Source organism: Heyndrickxia acidicola, from assembly GCF_001636425.1.
GTDB lineage: Bacteria > Bacillota > Bacilli > Bacillales > Bacillaceae_C > Bacillus_AE > Bacillus_AE acidicola.
In genome coordinates this window covers 1,820,065-1,833,237 of sequence record NZ_KV440953.1, presented here as the reverse complement: position 1 = coordinate 1,833,237, position 13,173 = coordinate 1,820,065, and the positions used below count along the sequence as shown (strand labels likewise).

Annotated in this window: 13 protein-coding genes; 10 read left to right on the top strand and 3 right to left on the bottom strand. The window is 39.1% G+C overall.

From position 1 onward, the window contains the following. Positions 1 to 364 precede the first annotated feature (364 nt). Positions 365 to 640, top strand: a complete 276-nt coding sequence (locus A5N88_RS08590) for a YlbG family protein (protein WP_066264856.1) — start codon at positions 365 to 367, stop codon at positions 638 to 640. Positions 641 to 853: 213 nt separating this feature from the next. Here A5N88_RS08590 and A5N88_RS08585 read toward each other — a convergent pair whose 3' ends face one another. Next, positions 854 to 1,243 carry a DUF7147 family protein gene (locus A5N88_RS08585; protein WP_066264855.1) on the bottom strand — a complete coding sequence of 130 codons (390 nt, stop codon included), beginning with the start codon at positions 1,241 to 1,243 and terminating at the stop codon, positions 854 to 856. Positions 1,244 to 1,718: 475 nt separating this feature from the next. Between A5N88_RS08585 and rsmD the strand changes: the two genes are divergently transcribed. Together rsmD and coaD are read left to right on the top strand one after the other, a co-directional pair. Then, complete coding sequence (gene rsmD / locus A5N88_RS08580) at positions 1,719 to 2,288, top strand: 16S rRNA (guanine(966)-N(2))-methyltransferase RsmD (RefSeq protein ID WP_066264854.1); 570 nt, start codon at positions 1,719 to 1,721, stop codon at positions 2,286 to 2,288. Between the two features lie 2 nt (positions 2,289 to 2,290). Further along, the gene (gene coaD, locus A5N88_RS08575) at positions 2,291 to 2,791 is read left to right on the top strand and encodes a pantetheine-phosphate adenylyltransferase (RefSeq protein WP_066264852.1); all 501 of its coding nucleotides are present in this window, start codon (positions 2,291 to 2,293) and stop codon (positions 2,789 to 2,791) included. Positions 2,792 to 2,907: 116 nt separating this feature from the next. Here coaD and ylbJ read toward each other — a convergent pair whose 3' ends face one another. After that, positions 2,908 to 4,131, bottom strand: a complete 1,224-nt coding sequence (gene ylbJ / locus A5N88_RS08570; protein ID WP_066264851.1) for a sporulation integral membrane protein YlbJ — start codon at positions 4,129 to 4,131, stop codon at positions 2,908 to 2,910. Positions 4,132 to 4,369: 238 nt separating this feature from the next. On the opposite strand from ylbJ, the gene A5N88_RS08565 reads away from it, so the two are divergent. Further along, positions 4,370 to 5,161 (top strand): patatin-like phospholipase family protein, encoded by a 792-nt coding sequence (locus tag A5N88_RS08565; protein WP_157090627.1) that lies wholly within the window; start codon positions 4,370 to 4,372, stop codon positions 5,159 to 5,161. Further along, complete coding sequence (locus tag A5N88_RS08560; RefSeq protein ID WP_066264849.1) at positions 5,158 to 6,207, top strand: SepM family pheromone-processing serine protease; 1,050 nt, start codon at positions 5,158 to 5,160, stop codon at positions 6,205 to 6,207. Before A5N88_RS08565 ends, A5N88_RS08560 begins: the two co-directional genes overlap by 4 nt. Positions 6,208 to 6,548: 341 nt before the next feature. Here the strand turns inward: A5N88_RS08560 and A5N88_RS08555 are convergent, their stop codons facing one another. Continuing rightward, on the bottom strand, positions 6,549 to 7,760 hold the full coding sequence (locus A5N88_RS08555; RefSeq protein ID WP_066264847.1) for a nucleotidyltransferase: 1,212 nt from the start codon (positions 7,758 to 7,760) through the stop codon (positions 6,549 to 6,551). 316 nt (positions 7,761 to 8,076) lie between these two features. Between A5N88_RS08555 and A5N88_RS08550 the strand changes: the two genes are divergently transcribed. The 5 genes from A5N88_RS08550 (at position 8,077) to A5N88_RS08530 (ending at position 13,155) form a co-directional block, all read left to right on the top strand. Further along, a complete protein-coding gene (locus tag A5N88_RS08550) occupies positions 8,077 to 8,616 on the top strand; it encodes a YceD family protein (protein WP_066264845.1) in 540 nt (179 codons plus the stop codon). A gap of 133 nt (positions 8,617 to 8,749) precedes the next feature. Continuing rightward, positions 8,750 to 8,923: a 50S ribosomal protein L32 gene (gene rpmF, locus A5N88_RS08545; protein WP_066264844.1), complete on the top strand. Its 174-nt coding sequence runs from the start codon at positions 8,750 to 8,752 to the stop codon at positions 8,921 to 8,923. 222 nt (positions 8,924 to 9,145) lie between these two features. Then, positions 9,146 to 9,907, top strand: a complete 762-nt coding sequence (locus A5N88_RS08540; RefSeq protein WP_066264843.1) for an enoyl-CoA hydratase/isomerase family protein — start codon at positions 9,146 to 9,148, stop codon at positions 9,905 to 9,907. A 183-nt stretch (positions 9,908 to 10,090) separates the two neighbouring features. Beyond that, on the top strand, positions 10,091 to 10,645 hold the full coding sequence (locus A5N88_RS26275; protein WP_066264841.1) for an RsfA family transcriptional regulator: 555 nt from the start codon (positions 10,091 to 10,093) through the stop codon (positions 10,643 to 10,645). Between the two features lie 1,178 nt (positions 10,646 to 11,823). Next, the gene (locus tag A5N88_RS08530) at positions 11,824 to 13,155 is read left to right on the top strand and encodes an acetyl-CoA carboxylase biotin carboxylase subunit (protein ID WP_066264840.1); all 1,332 of its coding nucleotides are present in this window, start codon (positions 11,824 to 11,826) and stop codon (positions 13,153 to 13,155) included. Positions 13,156 to 13,173 lie beyond the last annotated feature (18 nt).

The window sequence follows — 13,173 nt, the reverse complement described above, 5'->3', positions numbered from 1 at the left end:
CATTATATTCTCTGTCCAGCTCCAGCGCCCTATAGCTTCGCGGATTACTATGTCTCTTTCTGTATGATATGTCAACATCAGCTCGTGAACGACCTCGCTGTGTTTCCCATTATCTCAGTCGAAGACTACGAAATCCTTACGCCGATGAACAAGATGCTTGCGCTTTTGCTATGGATTTCTATTCTTTTTTACTTGGTAACATCTTGCTATTGTGGAAAAGAGCGGAGATATGATAAGATAAGAATCATTTATGTACAGGATACTCTTTCTGCATTGTTGTCCTTGGGTAATGCATTCGTGTTGTAGTATAAAAAAATCATGATCTAGGTAAAAAGCCATTAAGCAAAAATAAGGGGAAGAATGTATGTTTGTTGAGAGACAAGGGCTCATTGTCTGGTTATACAATTTAAAGCATGCTAAAACACTTAGGCGTTTTGGGAATGTACACTATGTATCAAAAAAAATGAAATATGTCGTATTATACTGCAATCAAGATGAGATAGAAGCATTACAGGAAAAATTTTCATCGATGTCTTTTGTTAAAAGGGTTGAGCCATCTTTGAAACCATTCTTAAAAACGGAATATGAAAATTCTAAACCTGATAAGGCAAAAGAATATGATTATAAGATAGGGATTTAAGTAAACATATCCAGCAAATCAACCATTATTTGAGGCAGTACGCCCTCGGAAAAATGAGTGCCTGCATCAGAATTCAACAGGTAAGATTAACAGAGAGCCTTTACATAAAAAATGAAAATAGACCGGGTATTCATATACCTGGTCTTTCATTATGTTCTGAAGGCGTTAATCGTTCATAAAGTGCCCCTTTTAATCTGAGTCATTGTTAAAAGCTTATTGCAGTGGAGCTATAAAATGATTAAGGCGCAAAATTCCAATTAAATACTGGTAAAATAGTTCTTTTTCCGCAAAGTGGACAGATGGCTTTACATCTAATTCTACAATCGCTTTCCCCAGCTCTCTGCCAAGATTTTCAAAAATCTCAAAGCGTTTCGTAGGCATAGTATGAGGGTTAGGGATGCCTTCACGGCATATGTATAGCGGCTGAAAATCTCCTGTGCCTGCAGGTTTCAAAATGACACATAAAGATGTTTGTGACTTTTCTTTAATAGAAGAGTGAAATGCAAGCAAGGATGACACCCTATGCTGATTGCTTCTGGCTAATTCAATTAATTCATATATGTCTGAATAGCCCTCTCCTAATTCAATAAATCGTTGAAGCATACTCGATCCTCTTTTCTAAAATTTTTACATAATTTGATGGTGCCTATATGACTATAATATAATGTATCATTAACCTTACTATGTGAGAAGCTTATAATGCTTTAAATATTGAAATTTGTTTACGGTGGAATCTTTGTGGTTATTGCTCTGTTGATTGGAACTATAATCAAGAACCCTGCATGTTGACTAAAAATAAAAAACCCTGCAGATAAAAACTGCAGGGTCCTTCTATATCCCTATGTAAAGGAAAGAAGGCAAAGGGAGAGGAGAAACCGGAGGAAGAACTTATGGGGAAACGTAAGTCTTCTCCGCGGTTGGCAACAACATCCAAAATGGTGTTGCTAACCTCAGTATGGCCATTAGGGTTAATAATATACATTTAGAAAGCAAATAGAGCGAAATTAAGAAAATATTTTCTATCCTGAGTAAAGTGTGGTAGGATAAGTAGGAAAATCTAATTATTGTGGTGAAGCGAATGAGAGTTATTTCTGGAAGCCGTAAAGGAATTTATTTGAAGGCTGTTCCCGGGAACCAAACAAGGCCTACAACCGACAAAGTTAAAGAAGCTATTTTTAATATTGTTGGCCCATACTTTACTGGAGGGATTGGTCTGGATTTATTTGCTGGGAGCGGAGGGCTTGGGATAGAAGCCATCAGCAGGGGGCTGGATAAAGTCATTTTTGTTGATCGTGACTTTAAAGCCATTCAAACCATTAAATCCAATATCCAAACTTGTGGGTTTGAAGAATATAGTGAAGTGTATCGAAATGAATCTGATAGGGCGTTAAAAGCAATCATAAAGCGCGATATTACGTTTGATGCCATATTTCTTGACCCGCCCTATAAAAAACAAAGGCTGGTTGAATTATTACAAGTCATGAATGATGAGAAACTGTTAAATGATAACGGTTTCATCCTCTGTGAACATGATTCAGGGCTGCAATTGCCTGAAAGGGTAGGGAGTTTCTTTAAAAAAAGAAGTGAGAACTACGGCATTATTGGTTTATCAATTTATATTCTTGGGGATGAGAAAGGGGAAATATAGGTATGGGAAGTATTGCGGTTTGCCCCGGAAGCTTCGACCCTATTACATACGGTCATATCGACATATTAAAGAGAGCGGCAAAGGTATTTGATCAGGTATACGTAGCAGTTCTAAATAATTCCTCTAAAAAACCGTTATTTAATGTAGAAGAACGCAAGCAGCTTATTGAAGAGGTGACCAAAACCATTCCAAATGTAAAAGTGGATACCTTTCAAGGATTGTTGGTGGATTACGCTGAAAGTAAAAATGCGAATGCTATTATCCGAGGGCTGCGGGCGGTGTCGGATTTTGAATATGAAATGCAGCTAACATCTATGAACAGAGTATTGAATGAAAGAATTGAGACTTTCTTCATCATGACGAATAGCCAGTATTCGTTTTTAAGCTCGAGCATTGTGAAGGAGGTTGCCAAATATAATGGCGAAATTTCTGAATTGGTCCCTCCTCAGGTGGAAGAAGCATTGAAACTAAAGTACTCAGCGATTCATTTGGGGAAAAAATAATTCTTTACTTGTTTTCAGTCGTGTTTACTTTATTCCAATGGATATGATAGGTGGACTTCTGCAGGTTAAGTGTGTTACACAGCAAAAATGACGATATCCCGGCGATATCGTCATTTTTATTTGGAACTATGAGAGGGGAGCTGTCTTAATAGAATAAAAACATAGAATGCGAGAGCCCATATGGTTATAAGAGGACCATAATGTATGGAGCTTGCCGTATAAAGTTCCCACCAATTTTTCGTATGTCTTCCCATGGAAAATGCAGGGGCTGAGAAATGCCCATGCTGCAGCCAGTTAATATAAACGGGTTTCCATATCAGAAGTGTTATAATTGAAGCGAAGATTCCATGCATGATCCTGGCAAAGAAGAATGGCTTAAAGCGAATGTCAGTTTGTGCGAGTATGCTTGCAACCTGTGCTTGGACGCTAAAACCACCAAATGCTAATATAAAGCCGGTAACGATTGATTGTTGAAGCAATGTTGACTCCTGAACCTGGCTGACCAGCTTAGAGCCTAATGTAATTTCAAATAAGCCTGATATAAAAGGAATAGTAAGCAGTGACGGTAAATGGAGAATAACAAAGACCTTTCCAATAATCGATGCAAGGAATGAAGTAATATTCAAGACGAATAATAGCTTGTTTATAACCGAAAACAAGATAATAAATCCGCCAATCATCAAAAGTGTTTGTATGGAGGAGGTTACTGCATCACCCAAGAGTTTTCCAATCGGTCGTTTATCCTGGATCCTTGTTTTATGTAAAGCTCGCAAGGCTGCCATGATTGGAATTTTCTTTCTCCCTTGCTTAAAGGTCTCTTTTGGTGAATAGCCATAAAAGCGCATCATTATTCCTACTAATACATTGCCAAGATAGTGGGAGATAGCCAAGACAATTCCGAGATTTGCATTATGAAAAAATCCAACAGCAACAGCTCCAAATATAAACAAAGGACTGGATGAATTCGTAAAGGCAACAAGCCTTTCTGCTTCAATTAAAGTAATTTGCTTTTCCTGGCGAAGTCTTGAAGTAAGCTTCGCCCCGGCTGGATTCCCTGAAGCCAGTCCCATCGCCCAGGCAAAACCTCCAACTCCCGGAACCCGAAATAAGGGTCTCATAAGCGGCTCCAGCATTACTCCAATAAACTTTACTACCCCAAAGCCAATAAGCATCTCTGAAATTACAAAGAACGGAAAGAGAGAAGGGAAAACGATTTCCCACCACATATTTAATCCCCTGATGGAAGCCTCAAAGGATTCTTCAGGCAGAACGATCATTGAGAGGGCCATCATGGTTACACAGACGGCTAAAAAAAGAGTTTTAAATTTAGATCGAATCAATGTCTGTTCCTCCCTAAAAAAGTAAACTGGCTTTTTGACAGAGATTTGGTGAATTACCACTTGGAATGCAATGGAGCATTGAGCAAGGTGCTTGCGCTGTTCTTAAAAGCAGAGGTGCTTATTTACAAAAGCCTTGTCCCCATAAATCAATATACTCATAGAAATTGATTTTAGACCATAAAATATACCGTCCATCTTAATGACAGGAAGATATTATAAGAGAATAGGAGGACTCAGCTTGGTTAATCCCAAAGTAGGAATAGCCCTGGGATCAGGAGGAGCCAGGGGATTTGCACATTTGGGTGTTTTAAAGGCCCTTGAGGCTCATAGCATCCCCGTTGATTATATAGCTGGCAGCAGTATGGGTGCATTGGTGGGTGCGATATATTGTACAGGCCAGGACATTGAAAGACTTGTTAAAGTTGCGGCCGCGTTTAAACGAAAATATTTCTTGGATTTTACTGTTCCAAAAATGGGTTTTATATCGGGTAAAAGAGTCAAGGAGTTTGTCAGGGTTTTTACCCATAATAAAAGAATAGAAGAATTAAAAGTACCGATTGCGATAGTGGCAACAGATTTAAAAACAGGTGAAAAAGTAGTGTTTAGAGAGGGCCCCATTGCCGAAGCAGTAAGAGCAAGCATTTCTATTCCCGGTATATTTATTCCTGAAAAAGTTGGCGGAAGGCTGCTGGTAGATGGAGGGGTGATCGAACGGGTTCCTGTTACAGTGGCAAAGGAGCTTGGGGCAGACATTGTTATTGGTGTGGATGTGTCTGGTGTTAAACGGGATGCTGAAATCTCGAACATTTATGATGTTATTATGCAGAGTATAGATATCCTTCAATGGGAAATGGAAGCGAGCCGTGAAAAAAACCATGATATAATGATTCAGCCTGATCTCGAAAAGTTTAGTTCAATAGCTTTTACAAATACTGAAGAAATCATTAAGATAGGAGAAGAGGAAGCGGAAAAACGCTTACCTGATATTATGCGTGTAATTGAGGAATGGAAGGTGCAAAATTCAAAATGAAAAAAAAGAAGATATGGCTGCGTATTACGTTCATTGTTGTCATTATTTTATTTGCTGCGTCTTTTTACCATTTGCCTTATTATGTGGAATCTCCGGGCAGCGCTGAAAAGCTGGCACCAATTGTAAAGGTGGAAAACGGATATAAAGAAAAAGGGAACTTTATGCTTACGACCGTGAGGCTGGGGCCAGCCAATATTTATTCCTATGTTTTGGCTAAGATGAGCAAACACGAGGATGTACTTCCGCTGGATCAGATAATGCCTAAAGACCAAACGGAAGAAGAATATAATGTTTACCAGCTTTATTTAATGGATAACTCAAAGCATACTGCTATTCAGGTTGCGTACAGTAAAGCCCATAAACCCTATCATTTCAACTATAAAGGTGTTTATGTGTTAAGTGTTGATCCAAGCATGCCAGCAGCAAAAGCATTGAATGCGGGAGACCAAATTACTGAGGTAGATGGACATCGTTTTGAGTCATCTGCACAGTTTATAAAGTATGTCGGAGGGAAAAAAGTCGGTCAGTCCATACGTATATCGTATATTCGCGACGGAAAAGAAAATAGTGCGGATATCAAACTGGCAGAGTTTAAGAAGCCAAAAGGAAAAGTGGGAATAGGAATTGGCCTGGTTGACGACCGTGATCTGATTACTTCGCCTCCTGTAACGGTGAAGACGGATAATATAGGCGGGCCTTCTGCAGGACTTATGTTTTCGCTTGAAATTTACAATCAGTTAACCAAACAGGATTTAACAAAAGGGTATCAAATAGCAGGTACCGGGGAAATTGCTCCTGATGGCGAAGTGGGGAGAATTGGTGGCATCGATAAGAAAGTAGTGGCTGCAGATAAAGAGGGAGCAGAAATCTTTTTTGCTCCTAATGATGAAATCACGCCTGATATGAAAAAAGAAGAACCTGGAATCCAATCCAACTACCAGGAAGCTTTAAAAGCAGCGAGAGAAATTGGTACGAAAATGAAAATTGTCCCTGTAAAAACTTTTGATGATGCATTAAATTATCTGAATGGATTAAAAGCTAAATAAATAACAGGAGGCCGCGAAAAATTTTTTGCGGCCTCCTGTTTATAGAGAGTTTTTTTTATAGAAGAGTTCTGTTTAAACTCTATATTGAAAACTGCTAGGTTTTCAGCTCATTCGTGTTAAACGATCGTTTCACACGAATGAGCTGAAAAACAACAGAGTACTTTTACAAAGCCCATAGTCTGTGTCTAGCTCCAGCGTCTATAGGATAGCGGATTTCTACATCCTCTCCCTTTGATAAGTCAACATCAGCTCGTGAAGGGCCTCGCTGTGTTTCCTTCATATCAGTCTAAGACTATGAAATCCGTACGCCGAAGAGCAAGGAGCATGCACGTTCAAACAGATTACCGGAAGAGAGGCGGCTGTGCGTATTCCATTTTTAAAAGCCTTTGTCTTGCCGGTTCAGATAAAACATGTGCATACACTAAAGATGACTTTACATCGAGCCGCGTAAGTTCCGGTGATATTGCCGCGAGCCTTGAAACAAGAGGTAAGGATAATTCTTTCTTTACTTTATTTAAATACTCCCGCCCTTTTTGATTCATTCCAAGCAGGCGGATATATTCTGGAGCCCTGCTGCGTTCAACTACTTCTTTCTTTTTTGAATGAGTAAGAATATGTACGCACATTCGCTGAATACGTGTCCAGGTATATCGTTTCGTTTTCACTTTATTCATAAAAGCCTCGAAGCTTTCCGATTCCTCCGCAGCCCGTTTGAGGCGAAACTCAATTCCTTCCTCGAGTTCATAAATGGAATTAAGTTCATTTGGCTCGAGAGTTAGTAATTGGTATTGCAGGTATGACCAGTACTTTTCCCAGCTATGAAGCAGCCCAAAGCTTTTTTCATACTCTATTAACCCTGTTGTGGAGAAAGAAGGTAGATAGGCCTTTGTTTTGGCAAAATCCAATGTTCCCTCAAATAAAGCCTTTCTTATTGCTGTTGCACTTGCAATTGACTCAGATGACAGGCTTTTATCATGGTAGTTTGCATTTTTTCTCGAAATAGTTAGGGGTGCCATAGGGTGAAGAAGATTATGGTTTGCTTGCAGGTATTGAAATCCGAGTATATTATTTGGCTTTGATAAATCAACATATGTACCTCGAGGATCAAGATTACTGAAGCTTTCAGCCATAGCCTGTGGATAGCTCATTCCTGTTTTTAAAAGAGTCTGTACCTGCATATTATAGGCTGCTTTGTGCATTTTAACTAAATTTAAGGATGCTTCAAAGTCTTTTATTTCCCCTGATTCACTTCCAAAACAAAAGCTTTGACACCGAAGCTCCCCCAGAATTCCAATGGCTCCCCTGGCAAAGATATCAGCATGTTGTACAGCAAATGCATAGGGAAGTTCTACAACCAGATCCACGCCTGCATTTAGGGCCATCTCAGCTCTCGCCCATTTAGACACAATAGCAGGCTCCCCTCGCTGAAGAAAATTACCGCTCATTACAGCAATAACTACATCAGCACCGGATAGCTTTCGAGCCTGGCGAAAGTGATAATCATGTCCATTATGAAAGGGGTTATATTCCACTACAACTCCTGTACTGTCCACCTGCATCACCTCTTTTTACAAAATTTTACAATGATGTACGTGCTATCTGTTTTTTGTTAGGTCGTAAATAATGATCAGAAAAAAAGCAAAGGAAATAATAGCACTATTCATGCAAGCCAGCTCTTATTTCCTCATCTTCGTTCCTTCATTATACCTACTAGAACAATATTTATCGATATTTTCGAAATGAAGAGCTAGAATAGTTGATATCCATGGATATTTTGGACATAATGGATATTGAAACTGTAAAGAAAAAATATTGACAAAAGGTATAAATAAAACTATAATTACCTTTGTTGTCTTGAGGTGATTTCACTTGAAATGGTCTATCATTCAACTGCAAAAATTTCGCGGCAAGAGTTTAGAATTAAATGAAAGTGTTGATTTAACGGGAGAACTTAAAAAGCAGGACCCGCAAATCAGGGATGCAACACCTTTCCTTGTAACTGGAACAGCCAGTATTACATCGGAAAAGGTTACCTTCCAGCTTCATTTAACAGGAAAACTGGTTTTGCCGTGTGCCAGAACACTTGTCGATGTGGATTTCCCCATTGATGTCGATACAACAGAAATCTTTTATCTGAAACCGCAGGAACATGCAGAAGAGATGGAAGATGATGAGTTTCATTTACCTGTTGGAGATGTGGTAGATCTGGACCCGATCATCAAAGAAATTGTCCTATTGGAAATACCAATGCAGGTATTTAGTAAGCAAGCGGACGATGACCATATGCCTTCCGGAAAGGACTGGGAAGTCTTAACAGAAGACCAGGTCAAGAGGGAAGAAGCAGAGGGTGAAAAAAAAATTGATCCAAGGCTTGCCGAGCTTGCAAAATTCTTTGATGAAAAAAAATGAAAAATGCTTTATGCTAAGATCACCGGCTCTTTAAAACTAGTAACAAAATATTAGTTTGATCAAAGCCGATATTAAAGACCAGCATGCTGGATCTTATAACACTTAAAGTGATCTCTTTAAGGAGGTGGGAAGAATGGCTGTACCTTTTAGAAGAACATCCAAAACAGCGAAAAGAAAACGCCGTACACATTTCAAATTACACGTTCCTGGCATGGTAGAATGCCCTAACTGTGGTGAAATGAAACTTGCACACCGCGTATGTAAAGCGTGTGGAACATATAAAGGCAAGGACGTTGTAAATAACTAATAGCAAAGGCGATTCAGAGCCTTTACTACCGCGAAAAAGTGTGAAGAGACCATGGCTCTTCACGCTTTTTTTATATAACTTTACATATTACGAAAAGATGCCGCGAAGACAGACAACACTACGGAATGATCCTTTGACGTAAAGCAACAATCTATGCGAAAACAACCTTTTAAGAACAAATTGCAACAAAGCTTAAGGAACAAACGGGATGGAGGATGCAGGATGAGTGAATACGAGATTACCCTTAAGAGATCGGGTGTACTGCAATTTAAAATAAATCGTCCGAACAAAAGAAATGCCGTAAACTACAACATAATGAAAGGTTTTGAAGAGGTGTTGGAGCAAGCTGAAAAAGACGACAGCGTAAAGGTATTGGCATTTACCGGATCAGGTGAGGAAGCGTTTTGTTCAGGCGGAGATTTAGATGAGTTTCATGCATTAATTACGGCAGAGCAAGCCTATGGTATGCTTGCAACAATGAGTAAAGTCCTTTATAGGATTGCCTCACTTAACAAACCAACAATAGCGGTATTAAACGGCACTGCAGTTGGAGGCGGTTGTGAAATTGCTGCTGCCTGCGACTTCCGCATCGCCAAAAAAGGAATACGGCTGGGCTTTATCCAGGGGTCCCTTGCCATTACTACAGGCTGGGGAGGGGCTTCCTTACTATTTGAAAGGATTCTTAGTTCCCATGCTTTGAAAATTCTATCAGAGGCAAGAATGTACGATGTTCGAACCTTAAAAGAAATAGATTTTATACAGGAAATCTATGAGGACTGGACAGGTGAGATGGAGGAGGCTTTTCTAGACAGTATTTTAAAAACAGACATCTACGTGTTAAAGGCATATAAAAAGCAATTGGTCTCCAAATGGAAGCAGACAAAGCTTGAAGAAAGAATGTTGGAAGAAAGCAGACAATGCGCCGTTTTATGGGAAAAGCCTGTTCATCATGAAGCAGTTTCGAGATTCAGAACAGGTAAATAAAGGATAAAATAATTGGTGATACGGGGTATTCATTTCTAAATCTATGGCTTTGTTAAAGGAATCTGTTGTCTTTTAGCTCATTCGTGTGAAGGAGCCTAGAAATTTAACAGAGCTAAATCTATAAATAGTCTATCTTTTCTACCACCAGCATATGTATGAAATAAAAAGCTGGGAGGGATAGAAATGTCATCTACTCGACAAGACGCTTGGACACATGATGAAGATTTGCTGCTGGCAGAAATTGTACTTAGGCACATAAGAGAAGGCGGAACACAGCTTCAAGCATTTGAAGAAGTTGGAAAGCAAATGAATCGAACAGCTGCTGCATGCGGGTTCCGTTGGAATTCATATGTTAGAAAACAGTATAAATCCGGGATTGAACTCGCAAAAAAACAAAGAAAAGAAAGAAAATTCAAAGCAGTGGAAAAGTTAGAAGAAGTGCCATTGCCTAAAGTGTCTGAAACTGTTCAGGAAATCAGCGAAACCAAAGGAAATGATGAATTGACCCTTAGTCAGGTCGTAAGTTATTTGCAAAATTTACTAACAGCTGAAAAGGAAGCTTCTGTGCTGGAGGAGCATAATGCAAATCTTCAACAGGAAAAAGAAAAATGGGAAAAGTCATATAAAGATCTAAAGCTCCACTTTGAAATTCAAAAAGAGGAATATGAAAATTTGAAAAAGGAATATAACTCTTTGCTTTCCTTTTTCGAAAAAGCAAGGCAACTTGCGGGTAAATAGCAACGGTTGCCAAAGTGTATCTTGCATAGAGAAAGGGTTTCATACAAGAGATTTTTGAAAAAGGTGGCGAATGGTCCAATGATAAAAATGAATGATATTATTTTTACTATCGGACCATTAGCCGATTTAAAAACGATTAATTACAAGTTTCATTAAAGATCAGTGACAATTAAAACAGGGTCAAAAGGAAAGATGATTAGATTAGTGTCGAAAATGGAGTCTTAATGAATTACTGCTATGTTAAACCCCCAATCATTAAATAACTAACCCCTCCCAGCCCCTTTAGTTATCTATCGCTTCCAAATAATCGGGACAGATGGTTAAAGGATTTAAAAAACAGCGGTTGGAATGCTGTATACCCGTTAATGCATAGTATCCTCCTTTAGTTTTCAATAGGTCCAAAATACTGCAATTCTGCAAGGGCGAGAGAGCATTCGTGTATTCAATATTAAGAATATGGGTTGGCTTCTATAAAATAATTTGTATCAGAGTCGCTTGCCTGATCCTCCGCAGGCTTGCTCCAATTTTCACGTAAAGATAGATTCCTCTGTGATGAAGGAAAAGGGAAATGAATCCTAAATGGCTAATTGTGATCTTTCGCATGCTTTATAAATATGAGTCAAAACGTTGAAGCCTTTTTACAGAGATGTCCTTTAAGTCAAATTCAGCCATTAAATGGACGTAGGATCAGACACTGAAAGCCTTTAAATTGAAGTAAGAAATGCAGTTGCGAATCTCCATTATTCGGAGGAAAGAAGAATGTTGTAAGTTGGTGTTGTTAATTCATCATCTACTATGCGAAATAAATGAACACCTTTTGGTAAGGGAACCTTTCTCTTATCCTTTTTGCATCCGTAATAGTAATGGCAGGTCAAATCATTTAATAGTGCAAAATTTTACCCTAAATGATTTCCTCGTTGCTATGAAGCAGTAATTTCGCAAAACTGATATATCTCTTTCTTTGTTAGTTAAGTGATCCATGGCCAAACTCCTCCTTTATCTTTGGTGAATAAGAAACTATGTTCTTACAGGTGTTACGTGTACTTGGAAATATCCCGAATGCCCATCGGATTTTTTTGGGAAGCGGTTTCAAAAAAGGAGGATTATACGTTTTTTTGTAGAAAGAGATAAGTTGAAGGATATTTTTAAAATTTTGGTTTCAAAAATGGGGGATGGCTTTGAAGAAAATTTTAATTGCTAATCGGGGAGAAATTGCACTGAGAATTATAAAAACCTGCAGACAGAAAGGAATTAAAACCGTAGCAATCTTTTCGGATGCGGACGCAGCCCTGCCTTTTGTACAGGAAGCCGATCAAGCCTTCCGTATCGGAGAGCCTCCTGTAAACCGTTCTTATTTAAACATGGACGAAATTATTGACATTGCCTTAAAGGAAAATGTGGATGGCATTCATCCTGGCTATGGCCTTTTATCTGAGAACAGCCTCTTTGCAAGAAAGGTTACGGAGAATGGAATGAAATTCATTGGTCCTTCTTATAAAACCATTGAAAAAATGGGAGATAAAATAGAGGCTCGAAAAACGATGCAAGCTGCGGGAGTACCTGTTGTACCCGGTAATGAGGAAGGGTTGAAGTCACTGGAAGAAGCCATTTCCTTTGCAGAGAAAATCGGGTACCCTGTTATGCTGAAGGCAAGCGGAGGAGGCGGAGGGATTGGCATGGTTCGCTGTGAAAATGAACAAGCGCTCAATCAACATTATGCTTCCACAAAAAATCGTGCTAAAGCGTATTTTGGATCTGAGGAGTTATTTTTAGAAAAGTGTATTGACCATGCAAGACACATAGAGGTTCAAATATTTGGAGATCAGCAGGGAAATATCGTTCATTTATTTGAAAGAAATTGTTCTGTTCAAAGAAGAAACCAAAAAGTTATAGAAGAATCAAGGTCACCGAATCTTTCGCTGGAGACACAAGCGAAAATGTATGAAACCGCTATCAAAGCGGGTGAGGCCGTCAACTATATTAACGCAGGAACAGTTGAATTCATTGTGGATGAACAGGAAAATTTTTATTTTCTTGAAATGAACACCCGTCTTCAAGTAGAACATCCTGTTACAGAGGAAATTACAGGGCTTGACCTTGTAGATTGGCAGATACAAATAGCTGATGGGCAAAAACTTCCGTTAACTCAGGAGCAAATCCTTTCTAAAGGGCATGCGATTGAATTCCGCATTTATGCAGAGGATCCTAAAACATTTTTTCCATCACCAGGTACGATTCAGGAATTGAATTGGGGAAGCGGAAAGAATGTTCGAATCGACAGCGGTTATGTGTCAGGCTCTCAGGTTACGCCTTTTTACGATCCTATGATTGCAAAGTGTACGGTATATGCTGATAGCCGGACAGACTGCATTCGACAGGCATCCGCCTTTTTGGAGGGAACAGTCATAGGAGGGATAAAAACGAATCTTCCGTACCTTTTGGGAATATTGCGAAATGATCAATTTTTGTCAGGTCACTATACAACCGGAATCATGTCAACAATCAAATAAAACAGTAATTGGAGGACT